At 71.8% G+C, this 23,456-nt stretch carries 15 protein-coding genes; 5 read left to right on the top strand and 10 right to left on the bottom strand.

Features of this window, described 5'->3' with window-relative positions:
* Positions 1-69 precede the first annotated feature (69 nt).
* The 4 genes from HII36_RS11560 (at position 70) to HII36_RS11545 (ending at position 12,168) form a co-directional block, all read left to right on the top strand.
* Positions 70-6,600 carry a non-ribosomal peptide synthetase gene (locus HII36_RS11560; protein WP_173523120.1) on the top strand — a complete coding sequence of 2,177 codons (6,531 nt, stop codon included), beginning with the start codon at positions 70-72 and terminating at the stop codon, positions 6,598-6,600.
* On the top strand, positions 6,597-9,683 hold the full coding sequence (locus tag HII36_RS11555) for a non-ribosomal peptide synthetase (protein WP_173523119.1): 3,087 nt from the start codon (positions 6,597-6,599) through the stop codon (positions 9,681-9,683). The genes HII36_RS11560 and HII36_RS11555 overlap by 4 nt, the downstream gene beginning before the upstream one ends.
* Before the next feature lie 89 nt (positions 9,684-9,772).
* A complete protein-coding gene (locus HII36_RS11550; protein WP_173523118.1) occupies positions 9,773-11,704 on the top strand; it encodes a fumarylacetoacetate hydrolase family protein in 1,932 nt (643 codons plus the stop codon).
* A 50-nt stretch (positions 11,705-11,754) separates the two neighbouring features.
* The gene (locus HII36_RS11545; RefSeq protein WP_173523117.1) at positions 11,755-12,168 is read left to right on the top strand and encodes a DUF6463 family protein; all 414 of its coding nucleotides are present in this window, start codon (positions 11,755-11,757) and stop codon (positions 12,166-12,168) included.
* A gap of 22 nt (positions 12,169-12,190) precedes the next feature.
* On the opposite strand, the gene pafA is transcribed toward HII36_RS11545, so the two are convergent.
* The 6 genes from pafA to HII36_RS11515 all read right to left on the bottom strand — a co-directional run bounded on the left by pafA (position 12,191) and on the right by HII36_RS11515 (position 18,946).
* On the bottom strand, positions 12,191-13,549 hold the full coding sequence (gene pafA / locus HII36_RS11540; protein WP_173523116.1) for a Pup--protein ligase: 1,359 nt from the start codon (positions 13,547-13,549) through the stop codon (positions 12,191-12,193).
* A 173-nt stretch (positions 13,550-13,722) separates the two neighbouring features.
* A complete protein-coding gene (locus tag HII36_RS11535; protein ID WP_173523115.1) occupies positions 13,723-15,597 on the bottom strand; it encodes a S8 family peptidase in 1,875 nt (624 codons plus the stop codon).
* A 285-nt stretch (positions 15,598-15,882) separates the two neighbouring features.
* Complete coding sequence (locus tag HII36_RS11530; protein ID WP_217369403.1) at positions 15,883-17,100, bottom strand: helix-turn-helix domain-containing protein; 1,218 nt, start codon at positions 17,098-17,100, stop codon at positions 15,883-15,885.
* 210 nt (positions 17,101-17,310) lie between these two features.
* Positions 17,311-17,769 carry a hypothetical protein gene (locus HII36_RS11525; RefSeq protein ID WP_173523113.1) on the bottom strand — a complete coding sequence of 153 codons (459 nt, stop codon included), beginning with the start codon at positions 17,767-17,769 and terminating at the stop codon, positions 17,311-17,313.
* Between the two features lie 156 nt (positions 17,770-17,925).
* Entirely contained in the window at positions 17,926-18,516 is a 591-nt protein-coding gene (locus tag HII36_RS11520; RefSeq protein ID WP_173523112.1) for a dihydrofolate reductase family protein, read from the bottom strand.
* Entirely contained in the window at positions 18,509-18,946 is a 438-nt protein-coding gene (locus HII36_RS11515) for a VOC family protein (RefSeq protein ID WP_173523111.1), read from the bottom strand. Before HII36_RS11515 ends, HII36_RS11520 begins: the two co-directional genes overlap by 8 nt.
* A gap of 107 nt (positions 18,947-19,053) precedes the next feature.
* Here HII36_RS11515 and HII36_RS11510 point away from each other — a divergent pair, with 107 nt between their 5' ends.
* Complete coding sequence (locus tag HII36_RS11510; RefSeq protein ID WP_173523110.1) at positions 19,054-20,145, top strand: helix-turn-helix transcriptional regulator; 1,092 nt, start codon at positions 19,054-19,056, stop codon at positions 20,143-20,145.
* Positions 20,146-20,257: 112 nt separating this feature from the next.
* On the opposite strand, the gene HII36_RS11505 is transcribed toward HII36_RS11510, so the two are convergent.
* The 4 genes from HII36_RS11505 to HII36_RS11490 all read right to left on the bottom strand — a co-directional run bounded on the left by HII36_RS11505 (position 20,258) and on the right by HII36_RS11490 (position 23,303).
* Positions 20,258-21,151: a hypothetical protein gene (locus HII36_RS11505; protein WP_173523109.1), complete on the bottom strand. Its 894-nt coding sequence runs from the start codon at positions 21,149-21,151 to the stop codon at positions 20,258-20,260.
* Between the two features lie 10 nt (positions 21,152-21,161).
* Positions 21,162-22,028: a hypothetical protein gene (locus tag HII36_RS11500; RefSeq protein WP_173523108.1), complete on the bottom strand. Its 867-nt coding sequence runs from the start codon at positions 22,026-22,028 to the stop codon at positions 21,162-21,164.
* A 454-nt stretch (positions 22,029-22,482) separates the two neighbouring features.
* A complete protein-coding gene (locus HII36_RS11495; RefSeq protein ID WP_173523107.1) occupies positions 22,483-22,695 on the bottom strand; it encodes a hypothetical protein in 213 nt (70 codons plus the stop codon).
* Entirely contained in the window at positions 22,647-23,303 is a 657-nt protein-coding gene (locus HII36_RS11490; protein WP_173523106.1) for a hypothetical protein, read from the bottom strand. The genes HII36_RS11495 and HII36_RS11490 overlap by 49 nt, the downstream gene beginning before the upstream one ends.
* Between the last annotated feature and the right edge of the window lie 153 nt (positions 23,304-23,456).

Here is a 23,456-nt window from a genome sequence, read left to right as displayed (position 1 = left end):
CCTGGTCCGCCGTTCCCACCAGAAAGAGAGGCAGGTGTGACCTCCTCGCCAGGGCTTTCCCCGAGCGACGTGACACTTTCCGACCCCAAGCGGGCACTGCTGGAGCAACGGCTGCGCCGACGATCCGGCGCCAGGCCGGCCGGCATCCCGCGCCGCGCCCCCGACGCCGAAGTGCCGCTCTCGTTCGCGCAGGAGGGGCTGTGGTTCATGGAGCAGTTCGCTCCGGGGACCGCCGCGTACACCATCCCCCTCGTGCTGCGCCTGCGCGGCCGGCTCGATGCGGACCGGCTGCGGCTCGCCCTCGACGCGGTCGTGGCCAGGCACGAGGTCCTGCGTACCCGCTTTCCCGCCGACGCCGAAGGACGGCCGCGGGTCGAGGTGAGCGACCCCGTCCGTGTCGAGCTGGGCAGGCGGAGCGCGGCGGACGAGGCCGGCGTCCGCGAGCTGGTGCGCGCGGAACTGGCCAGGCCCTTCTCCATCGCCACCGAGCCGCCGCTGCGGGCCCTGCTCGTACGGCTGGCCGACGACGACCACGTGCTGCTGGTGACGGTGCACCACATCGCCTGTGACGGCTGGTCGCTGGAGATCCTGGCCGGGGAGCTGCGCGCGCTCTACGCGGGGGAGCGGCTGCCCGAGCCACCCGTGCAGTACGGCGACTTCGCGCTGTGGCAGCGCACCCGTCCGGCCGATGAGGCCGACCTGACCTACTGGCGCGAGCGGCTGGCCGGCGTGCCGCCCATCGACCTGCCGCTGGACGGGCGGCGCGGCGCCACGCCCACCTTCGACGGCGATTCCCGCGCCTTCGAGATCGGCCCCGACCTGCTGACCGCGGCCAAGAACCTGGCGAAGGCGCACGACGCGACGCTCTACATGGTCGCCCTGGCCGTCTACCAGGTGCTCCTGGGCCGCTACAGCGGGCAGGACGACTTCGCCGTCGGCACCCCGGTCAGCGGACGTCCGCGCAGCGAGCTGGAGCAGCTCATCGGCACGTTCGTCAACATGCTGCCGATGCGGGCCGAGCTGGCGGGCGATCCCACCTTCGCCGAGCTGCTCGCCCGGGTGCGGCGGAGCACGCTGACCGCATTTGAGCACCAGCGGCTGCCGTTCGAGCAGCTCGCCGGTGATCTCGCGGCGACCCGCGACATCTCGCGCACGCCGGTCTTCCAGGTGGCACTGACCTTGCAGAGCTACGCCGAGGACGACGCCGCCTGGTCCGGGCTGGACGTCGAGCCGTTCCCGATGGCGGTCGAGGCCGCCCCGTTCGAGCTGGAGCTCTTCCTCACCGAACGGCGGGGCGGGCTCGACGGCGTGTTCGTCTTCAACCGCGACGTGCTGACCGGGGAGACCGTCGACGAACTGGGGGCGCACTTCGCGAACCTGCTGCGCGCCGCCGTCGAGGCTCCCGACCTGCGCGTGTCGGACCTGGAGATGCTGACCGCCGGCGAACGTGACCGCATCCTGGCACTCGCGCGCGGGCCGCGGCTGGCGTACCCGGCGGACAGGACGCTGGGCGAGCTGTTCCAGGCCCAGGCGGCGCGCACCCCGGAGGCCGTCGCCCTGGAGCTCGGCGAGCACAGGCTGAGCTACGCGGAGCTGGCCCGCCGGGCCGACCGGCTGGCGCACCGCCTGCGCGAACACGGCGCGGGGCCGGGCACCCGGGTCGCGATCTGCGCCGAGCGCTCCGTCGAGCTGGTGGTGAGTCTGCTGGCCGTGGTCGAGTCCGGGGCCGCCTATGTGCCGCTCGAACCCGAATATCCGCGAGACCGGCTCGACTTCATGCTCCGCGACGCCCAGGCCGTCGTGCTGCTGGCCCAGCACGAGGTGCGCGAGCGGCTTCCCGACACCGGCATCGTGACCCTCGATCCAGGCGAACCGCTCGGGCCGCCGGAGCCATCCAGGCCGCCTGTCACGGCGAGCCCAGCCGATTCGCCTGCCATGGCGAGTCCGGCCGGCCCGCCTGTCACGGCGAGTCCGGCCGACCCGGCGTACATGATCTACACCTCCGGCTCGACCGGCCGGCCCAAGGGAGCGCCCAACACCCACGCCGCCATCGGCAACCGGCTCGACTGGATGCAGCGCAGATTCGGCCTGACCGGCGCCGACGCGGTGATCCAGAAGACCCCCGCCGGGTTCGACGTGTCGGTCTGGGAGTTCTTCTGGCCGCTCGTCACCGGCGCCCGTCTGGTGCTGGCCGCGCCGGGCGGCCACCGCGACACCGCCTACTTACGCGACCTCATCATCGGCAGCGGCGTGACCACGATGCACTTCGTGCCGTCCATGCTGGCCCCCTTCCTGGAGGAGGACGGCGTCGAGGCGTGCACGTCGCTGCGCCGGGTGATCTGCAGCGGGGAGGAACTGCCGCCCGCCGTGGCCGCCCGCTTCTTCGAGCGGCTGCCACAGGCCGAGCTGCACAACCTGTACGGGCCGACCGAGGCGGCCGTGGACGTGACCGCGTGGCGGTGCGTCCCCGGCGAGAGCCGACTGCCGATCGGGCACCCGGTGCAGAACACCAGCATCCACGTCCTCGATTCGCGGCTGCGTCCGGTGCCGTTCGGGGTGCCGGGGGAGTTGCACATCGGCGGGGTTCAGCTCTCCCCCGGCTATCACGCCAGGCCGGCGCTGACCGCCGAGCGGTTCGTACCGGACCCCTACGGCTGCGCGGGCTCACGTCTCTACCGCACCGGCGACCTGGCCAGGCTGCGTCGTGACGGCGCGGTGGAGTTCCTGGGCCGGATCGACGGGCAGGTCAAGATCCGGGGCCAGCGGGTCGAGCTGGGGGAGATCGAGGCCGTGCTCCGCGAACAGCCCGGCGTGCGCGAGGCGCTGGTGGTGTCCGGCGGCGACGGCCTCGCGGCCTACGTCGTCACCGACACCCCCGCCGCGCAAGACGCTCGCGCCGCTCCCGACGGCCGCACCGCGCAAGACGCTCCCGGGGCACCCGACGGCCGCACCGCGCAAGACGCGCAAACCGCGCAAGACGCGCAAGACGCTCCCGACGGCCGCGCCGCCGACCTGCGCGCGGCGCTCAAGGCGCTCCTGCCCGACCACATGGTCCCCACCGCGTACGTCTTCCTGCCGGCGCTGCCGCTCAGCCCCAACGGCAAGGTGGACCGCGCCGCACTGCCCGAGCCGCCGCGCCCAGGCGAGGGCGGCGGGCGGGGAGCGGCGCCGAGCAGCCCGGCCGAGCTCGCCGTCGCCGAGATCTGGGCCGAGTTGCTCGGCGTGCCCGACCTCCGGGTGGACGACGACTTCTTCGAGCTCGGCGGGCACTCGCTGGTGGCCATCCAGGCGGTGGCCAGGTTGCGTAACGTCCTGGCGCCCGTCGAGGGACGCGCCGTCGGCGTCATGGACCTGTTCAAGCACTCCACCGTCCGCACGCTGGCGGCGCTCATCGAAGAGCCCGCCCCAGCGGACGACCGGCCGCGCGAGCTGCTGCACCGGCTGACCCGATCGTCCGCCCCGCCCACGCTCACCCTGATCTGCTTCCCGTACGGCGGCGGCAGCGCCCTGGTCTACCAGCCGCTGGCCGACGCGCTGCCCGACGGGGTCGCGCTGTACTCCATGGCCTTCCCCGGGCACGATCCCGGACGTCCCGACGAGCTGGTCATGCCGCTCGAAGACGTCATCGACCAGTGCGTCACGGAAATCCTCGACGGCATACCAGGACCGATCGCCCTGTACGGCCACTGCGGCATCGGCGGCGCGGTCACCGCAGACGTCGCCAGGCGCCTGGAGGCGCGCGGCCGCGAGCTGGAGGCGGTCTACCTCGGGGCGATCTTCCCGTTCGCCCGCCCGGTGGGACGCATCGCCGGGCCACTGGGCAGGCTGCTGCGCACCGACAGGCTCCGCGGCGACCGCGTCTACGAGAACCGGATGAAGTCGATGGGCAACGACATCTCCGGCCTGGACGAGGAGCAGGTCAGGTTCATGGTCCGCAACCAGCGGCGCGACACGCTGATCGCGGAGGAGAGCTTCACCCGCATGCTGGCCGAGCGGAGCGAGCCGCTGCGCGCCCCCGTCATCTCGGTGGTCGGCGACCAGGACCCGGCCACCGACTACTACCGCGAGCGCTACCAGGAATGGCGCTTCCTGTCGCCGGCCAACGCGCTGGTCGTCCTGGACGAGGCGGGCCACTACTACCTGAAGTACCGCGCCGACGACCTGGCCCAGATCCTGACGAACACGCACCTCGCCCTGGAGTACCGGGCGGCCGAGGCGCTGAGCCGTTCCGCGCGGGGCCCGGCGGCGGGCTGGTGGATCGAGGACACCTCGTCCCACACCGACGAACACCCGCCGGTCAGGCGGCGGAAGGAACCACCGCCGCCCAGCCTGCGGCGCTTCCTGAGCGTCTCCGCCGCCCAGCTCGCCTCCATGATCGGCACCGCCGTCACCGACTTCGCCATCCCCATCTGGGTCTACACCACCACGGGCTCCCTGCTGAGCTTCACCCTGCTGATCGCCCTGGGGATCATGCCGGGAGTCCTGGTCGCGCCGCTGATCGGCGCGCTCGTCGACCGGTCGGGCAAGCGCGCGGTGATGGCGGTCGGCAACAGCCTGGCCGGCGGGGTGCAACTGCTGTTCGGGCTGCTGTTGTGGACCGACAGCCTGGCCTCGTGGCATCTCTACCCGCTCACCGCGGCGCTGTCGATCACCCTGGTGCTCCAGCGGATCGCCTACGTCTCGGCACTGCCGCAGCTCGTCCCCAAGCGCTATCTGGGCCACGCGGCGGGCGTGGTGCAGACGCTGGTGGGCACCTCCCAGTTCGCCGCGCCACTGCTGGCCGTCGCCCTGCTGGCCGGGATCGGCCTGGACGGCATCCTGGTGATAGACGTGGCCAGCTTCGCCGTCGTGCTCGCCGCGCTCGCGCTGATCCGCTTCCCCGCGACCCTGGGCCTGGAGCGGCGCGAGCCGATGGCGACCGAGATCGCGGCCGGGTTCCGGATGTCGCTGGGCAACCGGCACCTGCGGGCCGCGCTGCTCTACTTCGCGGTGCTGAACGTCATGCTGGCCGCGGTGCTGATGTCCATCTCGCCGCTGGTGTTGTCGTTCGCCGACCTGGACACGGCCGGGGTGATCTCCTTCGTCGGCGGCCTGGGCGCCACCTGCGGCGGCGTGCTCGTCGCGCTGTGGGGCGGCCCCAGGCACCGGCGGATGCGCGCGGTCATGCTGTGCACGCTGCTGCTGAGCCTGTTCGCCGTCATCACCGGGCTGCACGCGTCGCCGCTGGTGGTGGGTCTGGGCGCGTTCGGCCTGTGGGGCAGCCTCTCCGTCGTCAACGGCGTCTTCATGACGATCATCCACGTGAAGGTGCCGCAGCGCTTCCACGGCCGGGTCACCGCGTTCAACCAGATGGTCTCCTGGTCGACGCTGCCGATCGGCATGGCCGTCGTCGCGCCGCTCGGGGAACGGCTGCTGGAACCGCTCCTGGCGCCAGGCGGGGCGCTGGCCGGGACCGTCGGCGCGGTGATCGGGGTGGGCCAGGGACGCGGACTCGCGTTCATGTACGTCCTGCTGGGCCTCGGCATCGCCGTCCACGTGCTGGTGTCGATGCGGATCCCGGTGCTGGCCAGGTTCGACGACCAGGTGCCCGAGGCGGAGCCCGACGACCTCGTCGGCGCGCAGGCGCTGCGGGCCCGCGCCGGCAACACGGTCAGCCTGGCGTGGAGCGCGCCCGCCTTCGCCAAGGCGCTGGCCATGCCGTTGAGCGCGGCCAAGGCGGGCGAACTGCTGGGCGAGCCCGTCGACCGTGTGCTGCTGCGCACCGGCGGCGAGATCAGCGCCGTCTACGAGGTCGGCGGCGGCGACCGCGAGCTGATCTTCAAGCTGTACCCGAAGGTGTTCACCGAACGCATGCGCAAGGAGCGGCACGTCTACGAGTTGCTGAGCGGCAGCGGGGCCCCGGTGCCCGCCGTGGTGCGCGCCGACGACTCCAAGCGCGACCTGCCTCAGGCGTATCTGATCATGACCAAGGTTCCCGGCCGGCCGCTCTCCCAGGTCTCCGCCGACCTGGACGAGGCGACGATCGAGCGGCTCTACCACGACATGGGACGGGTGCTGCGCGCGATCCACGGCGTCGAACTGCCCGGGTTCGGCCCACTGGACGGGCCGGGTGAACCGACGAACCTCGCCTACGTCGGCGGCCAGTTCGAACTGAAGATCGCCCAGTTCGCCGAGTTCGGCGGCGACCCGGACCTGCACGCGGCGCTGACCGAGCGTTTCCGCGCCGATCGCCACCTGCTGGCCCGCTGCGACACCCCCGTCCTGCTGCACCACGACTACCACGAACGCAACGTCATGGTCGCCGAGCGGGCCGGAGGCTGGCGGCTGACCGGGGTCATCGACGTCGAGAACGCGCTCGGCGGCGATCCGCTGATGGACCTGGCGCGCACCGACTACTTCGCCGTCCGCGACGACTCAATGCGCCGCCGGGCGCTGCTGGCCGGGTACGGCGAGCTGCCCGCGGACTGGGCGCCGCGCCTGGCCTTCTACCGGCTCTACCACGCCCTGGACCAGTGGCACTGGCTGGCCACGATCGGAGAGGTCAGCGCGCTGGAACCGATCACGCGGGAAATCCGCCGACACCTGACGGAGACGCCATGACCGAGGACGAGTTTCCCGCCTCCCACGCGCAGGAACGCATCTGGTTCCTCACCGAGTTGCTGCCCGACCTGCCGCTCTACAACATCGGCGCCATCTCGAACCTGGAGCGGCTGGACGTCGCCGGCCCCGAGCAGATGGAGGAGGCGCTCAGGCTGGTGGTCCAGCGGCACGAGCCGCTGCGCACCCGCTTCGAGCTGCGCGAAGGGAAGGTCGTGCAGCTCGTCGCGCCCGAGGTGCCGGTGCATGTGACCCACACCGACCTGTCCGGGCTCGACGGGCCCGCCCAGGAGGCGGAACTGGCCGCGCTCGCCACGGCCGACGCGGCCCGGCCGTTCACGCTCGACCGTGCGCCGCTCTGGCGGGTCAGGCTGGTGGAGCTGGGCGGCGGCCGGTGGCGGCTCGTGCTCGTCGTCCACCACACGATCTTCGACGCGTGGTCGGCGGAGGTCATGGCCGAGGACCTGGTCGAAGCGCACGCCGCGGTGCGGGCCGGCCGCGCGCCCCGCTTCGCGGAGCTGCCCATCCAGTACGCCGACTACGCCGTCTGGCAACGCGGCCGGCTCGACGCCGGAGAGCTCGACGGCGATCTGGCCTACTGGTCCGACCGGCTGGCCGGAGCGGTGCCGCTGGAGTTGCCCACCGACCGGCCCCGCCCGGCCGAGCTCGGCTACGCCGGGACCAACCACGCCTTCACCGTGCCCGCCGAGCTGGCCGGACGGGTGCGCGCGCTGGCCAGGAGCGCGGGCGCGACCCCGTTCATGGTGCTGCTCACCGCCTTCGCCGCGCTGCTGGCCCGCTGGAGCGGCCAGAACGACGTGGTGATCGGCTCGCCGGTCGCCGGGCGGGATCTGCCCGAGCTCAGCCCGCTCATCGGCATGTTCGTCAACGTGTTGCCGCTGCGTGCCGACCTCGGCGGCGATCCGTCCTTCGCCGGGGCGCTCGACCGGATGCGGGCCGCCACCGCCGAGGCGCTCGACCACCAGGAGGTGCCCTTCGCCCTCATCGTGGAGAAGCTGCGCCCGCCGCGCGACCCGGCCCGTACGCCGCTGTACCAGGTCGCCATCAACCAGGTGCCATACGACGTCCGCGGCCTGTTCGGCACCGGCACCGCCAAGACCGATCTGACCCTGGAGGTGCAGAACCCGGACGGCGAGATGAGCGCCTGGCTGGAGTACAACACGGACCTGTTCGGCAGGGACACCATCGTCAGGCTCACCGAGGGGTATCTGTCGGTGCTCGACGCGGCCACCGCCGATCCCGCGCTGCCGCTGTCGCGCCTGCCGCTGATGTCCGTGGCTCGCCGCGAACACGTGCTGGCCTCCTGGCACGGGCCGCGCGCGTCGTACCCGCAGCAGCCCTTGCACGAGCTGGTCAGCGCCCGGGCGGCGGCCACGCCCGACGCGCCCGCCGTGATCGTCCCGCATGGGGAGAGCGCATTGAGCTACGGCGAGCTCGATCGGCGGTCGTCCGCCCTGGCGTCGGCGCTGATCGAGCGGGGCGTCGGCGCGGAGTCGCCGGTGGCCGTGTGCCTGCCGCCGGGCCGCGAGCTGGTGATCGCGCTGCTCGCGGTGCTGAAGGCAGGCGGCTGTTACGTGCCGCTCGACCCGCGTTATCCGGAGTCCCGGCTGCGTTTCATGCTGGAGGACTCCGGGAGCGTGCTGGCGCTGACCACGGCCGAGCTGGCCGAACGCCTGCCCGGGGTGACGGCCTTCGTGACCGCGGAGTTCCCGCAGGTCCCGCCGGACGATCTCGTGCTCCCGCGCGTGTCTCCCGACCACCTCGCCTACGTCATCTACACCTCCGGCTCCACGGGCGTGCCCAAGGGGGTCATGGTGCCGCACCGGGGCGTGGTCAACCTGGTCGAGAGCCTCGCCTTCGACGCCGCCGAGCGCATGCTGCTGCTCACGCCGCTCTCCTTCGACATCGCCGCTCTGGAGATCTTCGGTCCGCTGCTGGCCGGGGGCGCGACGGTGGTCTCACCGCCGCCCGGCAGCGGCCCGCCGCAGGCCGGAGCGGGGGTGACGACCGTCCAGGCGCCGCCGTCCGTTCTGGCGGAGCTCGTCGACCGGCTGCCCCCGGGGCTGCCCCGCGTGTTCAGCGGCGGCGAGCCGCTCACCGCCGGGCTGGCGGGACGGCTGCGGGCGGCGGCCGGACAGGTGCACAACATGTACGGCCCCACCGAGACCACCATCTGGTCGCTCACCCATCGCCTCCGGCCGCAGGACCGGACCGTTCCGATCGGCGGCCCGGTGGCCAACACCACCGCGTACGTCCTGGACGAGGTCATGGAGCCGGTGCCGGTCGGCGTGACGGGCGAGCTCTACCTGGGCGGCGACGGGCTGGCCCGCGGCTACCACCGGCGGGCGGCGCTGACCGCGGCGTCGTTCGTGCCCGACCCGTACGGCACGGGCGGCCGGCTCTACCGCACCGGCGACCTGGTGCGGCGCGGCGCGGACGGCCTGCTGGAGTTCGTCGGCCGGGTGGACGACCAGGTGAAGGTGCGTGGCGTCCGGATCGAACTCGGCGAGGTGGAGACGGCGCTGACGGCTCATCCGGGTGTCCGGCACGCCGCGGCGGCGGTCCGCGCCGACGCCCCGGGCGGCACGGCCCTGGTGGCCTACGTGGACGGGCAGGTCCCGGCGGCGGAGCTGCGCGCGTTCCTGGAGGAGCGGCTGCCGCCCACGATGGTGCCCAGTCTCTACGTCGGCGTCGACTCCTTCCCCCGGCTGCCCAACGGCAAGCTCGACCGCGCCGCGCTGCCGGCGCCGGCCCAGGCGCAGGCCCCCGCCGCCGGTTCCGCGCCGGTGACCGCCGCGGAGGAGCTGGTGCACGAGGTCTGGTGCGAAGTGCTCGGTCACGACGGGTTCGGCGTGGACGCCGACTTCTTCGACCTGGGCGGGCACTCCATGCTCGGCACCCGGGTGATCGCCAGGATCTGCTCCGAGCTGGACCTCGAGCTGCCGCTCAACACCCTCTTCCAGACCAGGACGGTGCGCCGCCTGGCCGCCGCCGTGGAAGCACGCCTGGCCGCCGAGATCGACCAGCTCTCCGACGAGGAGGCCGCCGCCCTGGTGGAGGACTGACCGCAATCCCCGATGCCGGATGTCATAGCGAATGTTGGCCGATATAACCTATGTCGGCCAACATAGAACGGACGGCAAGGGGGCGCGCCATGCGCTGGGTGACCTATGCGACAGACGCCGGAGACCGCGTCGGAGTGATCGGGGCGGACCGGATCCATCCCGTCGAGCCGGGCGTGAGCCTGATCGACCTCATCGCCCGAGGCCCGGACGAACTCCGGGCGGCGGGCGAGGCGGCGTTATCCTCGAACGCGCGGACGGTCCTGCTGGCCGAGGCCAGGCTGCGGGCCCCGATCCCGCGCCCGCCGTCGGTCCGCGACTGTCTGTGCTTCCTGGACCACATGCGCAACTGCCGGCAGGCCACCGGTCAGCCGCGCACGCTCCCTGACACCTGGTACGAGATCCCGGCCTTCTACTTCGCCTGCCCCTCGACGATCGCCGGCCCGTACGACGACGTGACGATCTCGCCCGGCAGCGCCTGGTTCGACTTCGAGCTGGAGATCGCCGCCGTCATCGGAACGGGCGGCCGTGACCTCACGCCGGAGCAGGCCGAGGAGCAGATCATCGGCTACACCATCTACAACGACTGGTCGGCGCGCGACCTGCAACTGCGCGAGACGCCGCTGGCGATCGGCCAGGCCAAGGGCAAGGACGGCGCGACCACGCTCGGCCCGTTCCTGGTCACCCCCGACGAGCTGGAGCCCTACCGCCGCGACGGCAGGCTCGCGCTGCGGGCCGAGGCCAGGGTCAACGGCAGGCTCATCGGCTCGGGCGGCACCGACGACATGGACTGGAGCTTCGGCGAGGTCATCTCCTACGCCTCGCGCGGCGTGGACCTGGTGCCCGGTGACGTGTTCGGCTCGGGCACCGTGCCCGGCTGCTGCCTCGTCGAGCACCTGTCACTCGCCGACCCGTCCGCCTTCCCCGGCTGGTTGCGTGACGGCGACGTCGTCGAACTGACCGTGGACGGGCTGGGCGGCATCCGCCAGACCGTCCGCGCGTCCGCCGCGCCGTACCCGCTGGCACCGCGCCACAACCCGGACAAGAAGCCCGCGCGCCCGCGCGTCAACCGCGCGCCGTCGAAGCTCCCCTACACGCGCGGGCTGCACGAGGTCGGCGCGGGCGTGTGGGCCTGGCTGCTGCCCGACGGCGGGTACGGCTGGAGCAACGCCGGACTGATCAGCGGCGACGGCGCGTCCCTCCTGGTCGACACCCTGTTCGACCTGCCGCTGACCGCCGAGATGCTCGACGCCATGCGCCCGATCACCGACCGGCATCCGCTCACCCACGCCGTCGTCACCCACGCCAACGGCGACCACACCCACGGCAACCAGTTGCTGGGCGAGGGCACCAGGATCGTCGCCGCCGAGGCCACCTGCGCGGAGATGCGCCACGAGATGCCGCCCGAGATGCTGACCGCCACCCAGGTCGTGGACCTCGGCCCGGCCACCCCCTACTTCCGCGAGCGCTTCGCCGCCTTCGACTTCAGCGGCATCCGCCTGCGGCTGCCCGATCAGACCTACGACCGGGAGCTCACCCTGGACATCGGCGGCCGCGAGGTGCGCGTGCTGGACCTCGGCCCCGCCCACACCGCCGCCGACTCCGTCGTGCACGTGCCGGACGCGGGCGTGCTCTTCGCGGGCGACCTGCTGTTCGTCGGCTGCACCCCGATCGTGTGGCGCGGCCCGATCGCCAACTGGATCGCCGCCTGCGACAAGATGATCGCCATCGGCGCCGGCACCATCGTCCCCGGGCACGGCCCTGTCACCGACCTCGACGGGGTCCGCGCGGTACGCGGCTACCTCACCCACGTGGTCGAGCAGGCGGACGCCGCGCACGCCCGTGGCCTGTCCTTCGCCGAGGCGATCGAGGCCGTGGACCTGGACGAGTACGCCACCTGGCTGGACGCCGAGCGGATCGTGGTCAACGTCCACCGCCGCTACCGCGAACTCGACCCCGCCGCCACGCCCGAACTCGACCAGCTGACGCTGCTGGCCATGATGGCCGCCAAGGCGCTCTCATGAGGCCGCCCGGCCCGAACCGCGCGGGTGGGACACGAGGAGGGGAAGTCACCATGAACTCCAGGAAGCGGCTGCTGCGCTGGGCGAGCGGGATCATGCTCGTCCTGGGCGCCGGACACCTGACCCTGCTGGCGCTCATCGCCTGGGCGGACATCGGCGGCTGGCTGGATCGGGGGATGTGGGCCGCCGTCCCGCTCCTGGACCAGGGCGTCGTCCAGACGGTGGAGTCCATGCGGAACAAGGCCACCTTCTGGGGCGGCCCCGGCAGCTTCGCCGTACCGCTGATCCTTCTGGGCTGCCTGATCTGGCACCTCGCCGGGCGCGGGGTGGCCGTGCCCGCCGGGATCGGCTGGGCACTCGCGGCCTGGTGCGTGCTTGGCGGCGTGCTGCTCGTGCCGAGCCCGTTCTTCGCCGGGGCCGTCTCGGGGGCGCTCATCGTCCTGGCGGCGCGAAAACAGGATCGCTGACCCCCGAGCCGGCTCCGCTCGGTCACATGCCGGCGATCAGTTTGTCCACCCTCTCGTCGACGCTGCGGAACGGGTCCTTGCACAGCACCGTGCGCTGCGCCTGGTCGTTCAGCTTCAGGTGCACCCAGTCGACGGTGAAGTCGCGCCGCTTCTCCTGGGCCCTGCGGATGAACTCGCCGCGCAGCCGCGCCCTGGTGGTCTGCGGCGGCACCGACTTGGCCTCGAAGATCTTCAGGTCGGACGCCACCCGTTCCACCGCGCCACGCCGCTGCAGCAGGTAGTACAGGCCGCGCCTGCGGTGCACGTCGTGGTAGGCCAGGTCGAGCTGGGCCACCCTGGGCGAGGACAGCGGCAGGTCGTACTTCTTCCGGTACCGCTCGATGAGCTGATACTTGATCACCCAGTCGATCTCCCTGGACACCGAGTCCAGGTCGCCGGACTCCACCGCGCGCAGGGTGCGCTCCCACAGCTCCAGCACCCGGTGCGCGGTCACGCCGCCGCCCCGCCGGTCCACGAAGTCCTTCGCCTTGGACAGGTACTCCTGCTGGATCTCCAGCGACGACGCCTCACGCCCGTTGGCCAGCCGGACCCGCCGCCGGCCGGTCATGTCGTGCGAGACCTCGCGGATCGCCCTGATCGGGTTCTCCAGGCTCAGGTCGCGCATCACCGTGCCCGACTCGATCATGCGCAGCACCAGGTCGGTGGCGCCGACCTTGAGCAGCATCGTGGTCTCGCTCATGTTCGAGTCGCCGACGATGACGTGCAGCCGGCGGAACCGCTCGGCGTCGCCGTGCGGCTCGTCACGGGTGTTGATGATCGGACGGGACCGGGTCGTCGCCGACGACACCCCCTCCCAGATGTGCTCGGCCCGCTGCGACACGCAGTAGACCGCGCCCCGCGGGGTCTGCAGCACCTTCCCGGCGCCGCAGATGATCTGCCGGGTGACCAGGAACGGGATCAGCACGTCCGCCAGCCGGCCGAACTCGCCGTGCCGGCCCACGCAGTAGTTCTCGTGACAGCCGTAGGAGTTGCCGGCCGAGTCGGTGTTGTTCTTGAACAGGTAGATGTCGCCGACGATGCCCTCCTCGCGCAGCCGTTTCTCGGCGTCGGCGACCAGCCCCTCCAGGATCCGCTCGCCGGCCTTGTCGTGGGTGACCAGCTCCACGATGTCGTCGCACTCGGGGGTGGCGTACTCGGGATGGCTGCCCACGTCCAGATACAGACGTGCGCCGTTGGGCAGGAACACGTTGCTCGACCGGCCCCAGGACACGACCCGCCGGAACAGGTAGCGCGCGACCTCGTCCGGCGACAGCCTGCGCTGACCCCGGAAGGTGCAGGTGACGCCGTACTCGTTCTCCAGGCCGAAGATGCGTCGATCCATGCTTCACACTATTCCCCCCGTCGACGTTTCCGGCGAGATGGTCTTTCGCCTCGCCTCGCCTCGCCCGGCCGGGAAGGCCGCGTGCCGTCCGGTTCGTTCCGCGGCGAGCGCGCCACGGCGCCCGGCCGGGGATCGGCCGGGCGCCGCCGGTGAGCCGGGGACGGTCACCTCGGTCAGGTGCCGAGGTTGAGCGTCCAGCTGTCGATGTAGCCGACCTCGCCTGGCGCCGCGTCCCGCGCGCGCAGCTTCCAGGTGCCGTTCGCGGTCTGGCCGGTCAGGTCCAGCGTGTAGACCTTGTCGATGTTGCGGGCGTCCACGCCGCGGCGGCTGTGCAGCATGTATTCGGTGCCCTTGGGGGAGATCAGGCTGACGTACAGGTCGCTGATGTAGGTGTGCTTGATGTGCACCTCGATCGTGCTCGGCCCGACGGTCCCGGCGCAGCCGGAGATGGTGATCGGGCTTTCCGTGGACTTCCTGCTGCTCTCGGGGATCGGCATGTCGGTCCCGTTGGCCTGCGAGCAGCCGGGCGCGGCGTTGACGGTCAGCGTGTAGGACGCGTTCTGCGCGTGGAAGGTGCCCGCGCCGACGACGGTGACCGGGTAGGTGCCCGGCGCGGTCGTGGCGGCGGTGGTGATGGTCATCGTCGAGCTCGCGCCGGAGGTGACCGTCGCCGGGCTGAAGCTCGCGGTGGCGCCGGCGGGAAGTCCGGCGACCGACAGGGTCACCGGTTCCGGGCCGCCGACGGTCGTCGTGGTGCTCGCGGTCGCCGAGACCGAGCCGCCGATGCCGGTGCTGCCGGAGCCGGGTGCGACGGCGAGGGCGAAGTCCTGGGCCGGGGGCTGGACCTGGCCGACGTAGAGCAGCCGGTTCGGTGAACCCGGGCCCGGGTCGGTGATCGCGTTGTAGGTGGCGGTGTTGACGACCAGCTTGTCGCGTACCTGCTGCGGGGTGAAGCCGGGGTTGGCGGCCAGCACGAGCGCGGCGGCGCCGGCCACGTGCGGGGTCGCCATCGAGGTGCCGTTGACGGTGGAGGTGGCGGTGTCCGAGCCGATCCAGGCCGAGGTGATGCCGCTGCCCGGGGCGAAGACGTCCACGCAGTAGCCGTAGTTGGAGTACGAGGCACGCGCGTCGGTGTTCGTGGTCGCGCCGACGGTGATCGCCGCGGGGACGCCGGCCGGGGTGTAGGAGCAGGCGTCGGTGTTGTTGTTGGCGGCGGCGACGGCGAAGACGACACCGTCGTTGATCGCGCGGACGACGGCGTCGTCGAGCGCCTCGTCGGCGGGCCCGGCGAGACTCATGTTCGCCACGGCGCGGGCCCCGGCGGCGTGGTCGGCGGCGACCCAGTCGACGCCGGCGATGACGCCCGCGTACGTGCCCGACCCGTTGCAGCCGATGACCCGCACGCCGACGATGGTGACACCCTTGGCCACACCGTACGCCGTGCCGCCGGTGGTGCCGGCGACGTGCGTGCCGTGCCCGTGGCAGTCGGCGGCGTTGAAGTCACCGTCGACGGTGTCGATGCCGGAGATCGCGCGGCCGCCGAAGTCGCTGTGACTGAACTGGACACCCGTGTCGATGATGTACGCCTTCACCCCGGAACCGGTGTTCTGCGGCGCGTATGCGTTGTCCAGCGGCAGGGCCCGCTGGTCGATCCGGTCCAGGCCCCACGACGCGGGCGCCGCCTGGGTTCCCGCCAGCGAGATCGTGCGGTTCTGCTCCACGTACGCCACGGCCGGGTCGGCCGCGAGCCTGGCCGCCGCGGCCGGGGACATCTCCGCGGCGAACCCGTGCAGCGCGTGCTGGTAGGTCCGCTTGACGTGGCCGCCGTACCGGGTGGCGAGGCCGCCGGCGGTGGCCTTGACGGAGTTCGCGCCGACCGCGTCCTTGAGCACCACGATGTACGAACCGGCGACCGCTGCCGGGTCTCCGGCGTACCGGATCTCGTCGGTGGGCGCGGCTTGAGCGGCCTGGCCGAAGCCGGCCGTCGTGGCCACCACGGCCAGTGCCGCGATGGCCGCCGATCTGCGCAGCAGACGTTTCAACGCCATGGGTCTCTCCTCGGGGGGTGCATGCCGAGCCGTCGCGGATCAGCGACACTGGCGCGGCACGGCCGGAGGCCGTTCTGGGGTGGATGTCGTCCGGTGCACGAAGAGTCGGACAGGCCAGGTGCCCGGTCAAGGGCGTCGACGTCATGACGCGATGCTCACCGGTCGCGTTCTCGCTGGTCGGCCCGATGAATACGCTGAATACCCCTCAGCCGGCCGCGGCCGTCCACCGGCGTGGCTCTCCTGGCGGGCCGGCAGGCCGGCAGGCGGTCGCGCGCGCCGCCGGGGCTAGGTGCTCCGCAACCTGTCGTGGAGAGCGGTGACCACGGCCAGCTTGCGGGCGCGCGGCGGGACGGCGGCGAGCACCGCCTTGGCGGTGACGTTCACGCTCTCGAAGCGCACGGTGGCGTCGATGTTGTCGAGCACGCCGGTGGCGCATGCGATGCCCCCGGCGATGTCGCCGTCGATGACCAGGCAGCGCGCGCGGTGCAGCAGGATCCTGGCCCGATCGCGGGGCATGTCGGTGTGGTAGATGCCCAGCGCGCGGTCCTGGGCGGCGTAGGCGGCGGACGTGTCGCCGCAGGCGGTGTGCACGTGAGACTCGGTGTACCGCAGCCGGACCTCCGGCCAGCCGAACAACGACCCCCGATCGTGGGCGACCGCGGTGGGCACCCGCTCGGTGAGCTCGGCCAGCTGCCGCAGCGTCGTCACGGCCGCGGGGTCGCCGAGATCGGCCTGGGTCTGGGCGAGTCCGCTCAGCAACGCGCAGGACGCACTGGCCGGGGCGAGGTGCTCGCCGAGCCGTTCACGGGCCAGGGTGAGGCTCTCGCCCAGCCGCCGGTCGATGTAAGGGCCGTTGGCCACCGCCCATGCGCGTACCCACACCTGCGCGGTCGGGTCCTCGGACTGGTCGGCGGCGTCGATGGCGGTGTGCCACCAGCGGCGGGCCTGGCGGCGCTCGCCCAGATTCGACCACGCGTACGCGGTGACGCCGGCCAGATACCCCGCGGAGCGCAGCAACCCGCGCCGGTCGGCTTCGGCGCCGTCGGAGATGTGCTTCTTGAGCACGGCGGCGTCGGCGAGCAGGTCGCGCAGCAGTTCCGTGGGTGGGGCGAGGTAGTGGCTGGCGCCGTAGTCGGCGATGGCCTGCTGCCACCACTCGGCGCGGGAGCGGCGGCCGACCGCGTCGTGCAGCCCGGCGCGGACGGTCTCGGCGGCGGTCAGCGCGGGAACGGCGCCGCCCGGCAGACCGTTGCCGGAATCGCGCAGCAGGTCCGACACCTCGCGGAACCGCACGTCCTGGCCCCCCGTGACCAGGACGTGGCCCTTGTCCGCCAGCGCGCGCCGGTACGCCTCCACCACCGGCGCGGTGGCCGCCCGGTCGCCGCGTTCCACGTTGGACAGATGGCTGTAGGAGATCCTGGTGCGGCGGGCCATGCCCCGCATCGAGATCCCCGCCTTCACCCGCGCGGCGCGCAGCGCCTGCCCACTGATGCGCCTGCCCACTGATGCGCATGCCAACCTCACCTGCCCGAATGTCACTCGCTTTAGGGGTGTGTCTGCAGCGGACGGACGGTGTTCGAAGGCTGAGTATTCTGCCCTCGTTTTGCACGTTATGGACATTGGCGCGGCAGTTCAAGGCATTCCGTCACAGTGGATCACGATCGTCAACGCCGGCGGCGGCCCGCGGCCGGCCGGCGTCGACGGGCCCGGAGGTCAGGCGATGACCCCGAGCCGGTACCTGCTGGCTCGGTTGTCGAAGACGTGGTTGAAGGTGGACTCGCTGAGGATCTTGGTGAGGCCCATGAAATCGTCGGGATTGAGTGGACCGTCGTCGTCCCAGAGCCGGAGCGTGGCGCCGACCCGGACGCACTTGTCCACCTCGACCCGCTGCCCCTTGGCCATCGACACGTAGGGCGCGGTCCTCGGCCAGATCTTCACGCCCTTCTCGTTCAGGATGTACACCTCGTCCCGCTCGCCTTCTTCGAGGACGTCGAGGGCTCTGATCCCGTCGAGGAACACCCGCCCCGGGCCGCAGGCGAGAGCGGCGGCCGTGGTTTCACCGGCGTTCGGCACGTGTGCGGGGGAGGTGCTCGCCGCGGCGGCGGCTGGAGTGAGCAGGCTCGCGAGGACGGTCGCGGAAACGGCTGCTGTCGTGATCTTCCTTGGCGTCATGATGATGTGGCGGCGGACTTGCGTATCCGGCTACGGAGCCCCAGTCCGTTCACCCGCCCGGGGGCTTTCGCCTGTCGACGGCAGGTTATGACGCGCTCCGGCCGGTCTTCTGCGGCAAAAGACACAGACGACGAGAAGAAACGCGCGAAATGGCGGTCATGACCGTGTTCCGCCTCCACGGACGACCCGGTAACGCAGGTGCGTGGCGTCGCTGCCGTCGAGCCTGCGTACCAGCTCCAGCTCGACGGGATCGAGCCCGGTGGACTCGAACAGCCGGCGTCCACCGCCCAGTAGCACGGGGACGAGGTGCAGTTCGAGCTCGTCGAGCCGACCGGCCGCCAGCAGCGCCCGCGCCGCGCCCGCGCCGTGCACCAGCACCGCACGGCCCTGCGCGGCCTCCTTGGCATCGGCGGCGCACGCGTCGACGTCGGTGTAGAACTTCGCGCTGCCCGGCGGCACGTCGTCCGCCTCGACGTGATGGGTCAGCACGTGGATCGGCACGCCGTCGTGGTGATCGCCCTGCCACCGGCCGGCCAGCTCGAACGTACGCCGCCCCGAGATCACGGCGCCGGTGGCCAGCGCCTCGCGGTACACCTGACCGTCGACCCCGGACGACATCCGCTGGTCGAGCCAGTTGAACAACCGCCCGCCCCCGCGTCCCAGCTCCTGGCCCGCACGGTCGTCAGGACCGGCGATGAAGCCGTCGACGGACATGGCCATGTACAGACGAATCGGCGCGTCACCCATCGGAGTCGTCCTTCCCCGCGCTCGAATCGGCCCAATCGGCCGCGGTCATGCCGTCGGCGTGGCCGGGCGGCCACTGGACGAGTTCGATCCTGCGGCCGTCCGGGTCGGCGACGAACGCCGTCTTCAGGCCGTCCGCACTGTCCTGACCAGGGCCGACGGGCTCAATCCCGCGTGCGGCGAGCAGCCGCAGCGTGTCGGCCATCGACTCGACCTGGATGACGAAATGGCTCACGTCGGTGCCGCGGACGACCGGCTCGGCGTCGTGCACGAGCTCGACGGTCACGAACTCGTCGCCGGGCAGCTTGAGCATGGTCAGATGCCCGATCGGCGTCTCGGGCACGCACCCGACGACCTCGTACCCGATGGCCTCGTAGAACGCCAGCGACCGCGCGCGGTCGGTCACCCGCAGCCCTATGTGCAAGGTCCTCATCGTGGCTCCTCCCTTCCCTGCGACCAGCCTGCCGCGACCGCGTTCTCGCGGGTATCCCACATTTCTGGGGGGTACGGCTACGCTGAACCATGGTCCACGACCAGGCGATGCGTGAAAGGGTCCGCGCCGACATCGGGCGGCTGGTTCACCGCGGGATGCCGGTTGAGGCCTACTGGCGCGCGGTGAGCGATGCCCTGAACGCCGTGGTGCCGTCCGAGGGCTCCTGCTTGATGACCATGGACCCGGCCACCATGCTGCCGACCGCCGAGTACGTCGAGAACGGGCTGCCCGCGGATTCGATCAGCCGGCTCGTCGAGATCGAGTTGCGCGAACCTGACTACGCCAAGTGGGTCGACCTGGCCCGCGCGGGCACGGCGGCGGCGAGCCTGAGCCACGTGACCGCCGGCGACCTCGACCTCAGCCGCCGTCAGCGAGAGGTACGGCGTCCCGGGGGCTACGCCGACGAGCTGCGGGTCGTCCTGTCCAGCGGCACCGGCACGTGGGGCGCGCTCACCGTGTTCCGCGAGACGGACCGCCCGTACTTCTCGTCGTCGGAGGTGCGGCTGCTCTCGTCGCTGACCGCACTGCTCTCGGACGGATTGCGCCGGGCCCTGCTGCTGGACGACGCCCGCGCCGGCCGTCCCGACACCGGAATGCTCGTCCTGGACCCCGACGACGGCGTCGACCTCGCCAACCGGGAGGCCGAGCAGTGGATCGACGAGCTCGGTATCGGCGGCCGAGCCGGCACCAGGCTGCCGCTGGTGATCCGCTCCGTCGCCGGCCAGGCGCGTGCCATCGCCGCCGGGAAACGGGTCGCCGAGGTCGGGCCGGCCCGGGCGCGGGTGCGAACCCGGACGGGCCGTTGGCTGATCGTCCGCGGGTCACTGCTGGGCGAGGGGCCGTCGGCGCCGGTCGCGGTGCTGCTCGAAGCGGCCCGTCCGGCGGAGATGGCGCCGCTGCTGGCCGACATGTACGGGCTCACCCAGCGGGAGAGACGGGTCACGGAACTCGTCGCGCAAGGGCTGTCGACCAGGCAGATCGCCAACCGGCTGGAGCTGGCGACGTACACCGTTCAGGACCATCTGAAGTCGATCTTCGCCAAGTCCGGCACCGGGTCCAGGGGCGACCTGGTCGCCCGCCTGTTCTTCGACCAGCGCACCACCTCCCTGACCAACCCATCGGAGGCGGCGGTCGATTGAGCGCGCTGATCGGCCGTCCCTCCGTCTCGGTGCCGATGCCGGAACCCACAGCGCCGGGGGACGATCCCCGGCTACCGCTGCGACGTGCCCGTCAAGAAGGGCACTCGGCGAATCAGGCCGGGCACTCCGGCGGCAGCCTGAGCACGGAGAACTCCAGCCGCAGCGCCTCGCCGGCGGGAAGGGCGATCGCGCGGGCCCACGGGTTGGTCGCCCAGCAGGCGGGGAGGAGGAAGTAGCGCTGGTTGGAATGGATCAGCAGCCGCAGCCCGGCATAGCGGTAGCGGAACATCGCGTCGGGGTCGGGCAGCGTGGTCTCGGTGATTCCCGGTCCCTCAAGGTAGAGGCGCCGCGCCGCGTAGACCACGGTGCTGGGCATCATGCCCGGGTTCAGCCGGTACCGGTTGGCCGCATCGATCCCGCGCCGCTGCGCGGTCTGGGTGACCGCCCACAGCAGCAGGATCAGCAGGAGCGCCACGCAGCCCGTACGCTGGGCCACCCGGTAGGTGGGGGAGATCGTGCGTCCGGGATTGAGCCTCTGGTACAGGGAGGCGCAGTAGACCAGCACGAATACGCCGAGCCCCAGGCAGAAGGGCATGACGTAGACCGGCAGCCGCAGCCAGCCCGCCAAGCTCGCGATGCCGACCGCCGCGCAGGCGACCCCCAGCACGGCCATCGCCGTGACCACCCGTTTCATGGCGGTACGGTGCCTGCTCGCGGCTCGGACCAGCCGCACGTGCAACGGCGGTGCGAGCAGCGCCAGCGCCAGGATCAGGATCAGCGGTTCGATCGTCAGGGTGACGCTGCGCAGCACGTAGTCCTGCAGGGTCAGGCCGAGCAGGCTCGGGTCCACGCCGAGCCGGCCGTACATGGTGTTGGCCCGGACGGCGCCGAAGTACATCATGATCGCCGCGACGAAGGTGGTCGGCGTCACGATGTGGGCGAGGATGGCCCATACGCGGGCGAAATCCTGGCCCGGCTCGCCGCCGTCATCCGCGGACGTGCTCATGGACGAGGCTTCACGACTCGGCCGGGGCCGGACCGTCGTCGCCGGGTGGGGAGTCGCCCTCGTCGGTCGGCTCGGCGGGGTCGCCGGGGTCCGTCTGGTCGTCGGTCGGGCCGTCGGTCGTGCCGGGGCCTGACTCGGTGGGTTCCTCGGGCCGGTCGGTCGGCTCGCCCGGCTCGTCCGGTGACGATTCGTCGTCCGGCGGGGGCTGCTCGTCCGACGGCGTCGCCGTCCCCGGGGCCGGGGGCTTGACGGTCGCGCACTCCGGGAGCACGGACGGATCGCTCGCCACCGAGCACGAGCTCCAGAGGTCCTGCTGTGAAACGCCGCCGAGCCGTTCCAGCTCGGCGTACGCTTGCCGGGCGCCCTCCGCGTCGCCGATGGCCAGGGCGCTGTGCATTTTCGAACGGTTGAGCATCCGCAAGGTCTTGCGCTGCGTCGATGGAGAAACGACGTTGGCGAATCCCCCCTGCTTGGTCAGCTGCTCCGCCTCCTGGGCGTCCTCGAACGCCTCCTGCCACTTGCTCTGATTGGCGTTCGCCGCCGACTGGCAGACCTTCGCGAGCGCCTTCGCGCTGGGCGGACTGTCCGCGGACGACGCCACCGCCTCCATCGCCCGCGCCGTGCCCGCGAAATCGCGGGTCTGCGACATCTTCTGGCAGTCCAGCGCCACCTGAGTCGTGGCCTCGGGGAGGTCGCCGCTGTCCTCGCTCGAGACGAGGGCCTCCTCCGGGAGAATGACCGGTTTCACCTGGCCGGGAGCGCTTGGCCCGGCCTGTCCCGCCCCGCCCGGTTCGGACCCGTTCTGCTCGCCGCCGCAGCCGCCCGTCAGGACCGCGGCGGCCGCGAGCACCGTCATCGTGGCCGGCAAGGTCCTCATTGCCGTTCCCTTCGAGAGCTCGCCGGTATCAAGACCAGGTCCTACCGCGCGGAGTCAGGGCCTACTCCCGCGAAACGGACCGATCGCCAAACGATGGCGATTCTTTGTCGAGCGCACGAGATCTTCGTCGTGCACACCAGATCTTCGTCGTGCGCACGAGATCTTTGTCGTGCGCACGAGACGGCGGCGGCACCGTCCGGCGCGGGCTGCGTGTCCGCTGCGGCTGGTCGGCTTCGTGCGTGGCACGGTTCTCGCTGGTCGGCTTCGTGCGTGGCGCGGTTCTCGCTGGTCGGCCATCGCGGGGCCGGCCGATCGTTGCGGTCGCGCGCGTGCGAGCGGGCATGAGCCGGTTCCGCCAGGATCGGGGAGGATCGCCGCGCTCGGGGCTCACCGAGGGTGAGAATCCCGCGTATCCTGCGGCGTTTCCGTCATGGCGACTCACGTCTTCGGCTGCTCAGTGCACGGGCTTGCGGTAGCGGGAGAGGCGTAGCTCGTAGCCGGTGTCTCGGCCGGAGGCCGTGAGGGCGGTTCCGCCGCTGGTCGCGGCGTTCCAGAGCCACGGCTGCACGTACCGCAGCGGAGATCGTTCCGGCGTGGCGCGGAGGGCCTGGCGCAGGGTCAGGCGAAGACGCTGGAGCCGCTCCAGGTCGGCCGCCGGATGGTCCACGGCTCGCTGCCGACCGTCGCGGGCCGTCGCCTCGGCCAGTGCCATGGCGTCCAGGTCCTCGATGGCCGGCGGCTCGTCACGTACGGTTTCAGCTCGCTGGGCGCGCCACGCGGACCAGTTCGAACCGATGCTCTCCAGCGCTTGGACGAGCGTGGCGACGGCCCGCTGTTCCGCGTTCGTGCCCTCGCCCAGACCTCGCGCAGCAGTGGCACGACCTGGGTCCAGTCGACGTGCGCGAACCTGACGCCGTCCCGGTCGGACGGCGGCTTGAACGTGAACGGCGGGGTCAGGTAGGTGAGGTCCAGGCTCAGCCCGGGATGGTGATGGCCGGCCAGCGTGTAGTACGTGGCGAGCTGACCCCGCCGATGGCTCGACGTCTCCGTCTTCAGTTCGATCAGCCAGAGACGGTCGTCCCACAGGACGGCGTAGTCGGGCGCCCCGCCCTGCTCGTCGTCGTTGCGCGGGCGCAGCTCGAACTCGTCCACGAAGAGCGGCTGCGTGCGCCGGTCGCTTCGGCCGAACGACAACTCGTCCAGGGATCGCAAGAACTGGAGTCCGCGCGGCGATGGGCGCGAGCGGCTGTTCCACGCGGGGTAGGGGCCGGCCACGATCAGCATGGTCAGGAGGCGCTGGCACCCGGGTTCCGCAGTTGGTAGTCACACGTGAGCCCGAAATCGAGGGTTGACCTGGAGGAACGCATGCAGGGCCGTAGAGGGTCGTGTGCCTACACCCTCCGCAGCCAGGTGCTGATCGGGTCAAGT

It is taken from the genome of Nonomuraea antri (assembly GCF_013283785.1).
Taxonomy (GTDB): domain Bacteria; phylum Actinomycetota; class Actinomycetes; order Streptosporangiales; family Streptosporangiaceae; genus Nonomuraea; species Nonomuraea antri.
Note: the sequence above shows the minus strand (reverse complement) of the source record. Positions and strands in the feature narration are given on the sequence as shown.

Excerpts from the sequence above, each read along its gene's own strand:
- HII36_RS11500 (WP_173523108.1), bottom strand. The coding sequence starts at position 22,028 with ATGAGGACCTTGCCGGCCACGATGACGGTGCTCGCGGCCGCCGCGGTC.
- HII36_RS11550 (WP_173523118.1), top strand. The coding sequence starts at position 9,773 with ATGCGCTGGGTGACCTATGCGACAGACGCCGGAGACCGCGTCGGAGTG.
- HII36_RS11520 (WP_173523112.1), bottom strand. The coding sequence starts at position 18,516 with ATGGGTGACGCGCCGATTCGTCTGTACATGGCCATGTCCGTCGACGGC.
- HII36_RS11510 (WP_173523110.1), top strand. The coding sequence starts at position 19,054 with ATGCGTGAAAGGGTCCGCGCCGACATCGGGCGGCTGGTTCACCGCGGG.
- HII36_RS11525 (WP_173523113.1), bottom strand. The coding sequence starts at position 17,769 with ATGACGCCAAGGAAGATCACGACAGCAGCCGTTTCCGCGACCGTCCTC.
- HII36_RS11505 (WP_173523109.1), bottom strand. The coding sequence starts at position 21,151 with ATGAGCACGTCCGCGGATGACGGCGGCGAGCCGGGCCAGGATTTCGCC.
- HII36_RS11555 (WP_173523119.1), top strand. The coding sequence starts at position 6,597 with ATGACCGAGGACGAGTTTCCCGCCTCCCACGCGCAGGAACGCATCTGG.
- HII36_RS11545 (WP_173523117.1), top strand. The coding sequence starts at position 11,755 with ATGAACTCCAGGAAGCGGCTGCTGCGCTGGGCGAGCGGGATCATGCTC.
- HII36_RS11515 (WP_173523111.1), bottom strand. The coding sequence starts at position 18,946 with ATGAGGACCTTGCACATAGGGCTGCGGGTGACCGACCGCGCGCGGTCG.
- pafA (WP_173523116.1), bottom strand. The coding sequence starts at position 13,549 with ATGGATCGACGCATCTTCGGCCTGGAGAACGAGTACGGCGTCACCTGC.
- HII36_RS11535 (WP_173523115.1), bottom strand. The coding sequence starts at position 15,597 with ATGGCGTTGAAACGTCTGCTGCGCAGATCGGCGGCCATCGCGGCACTG.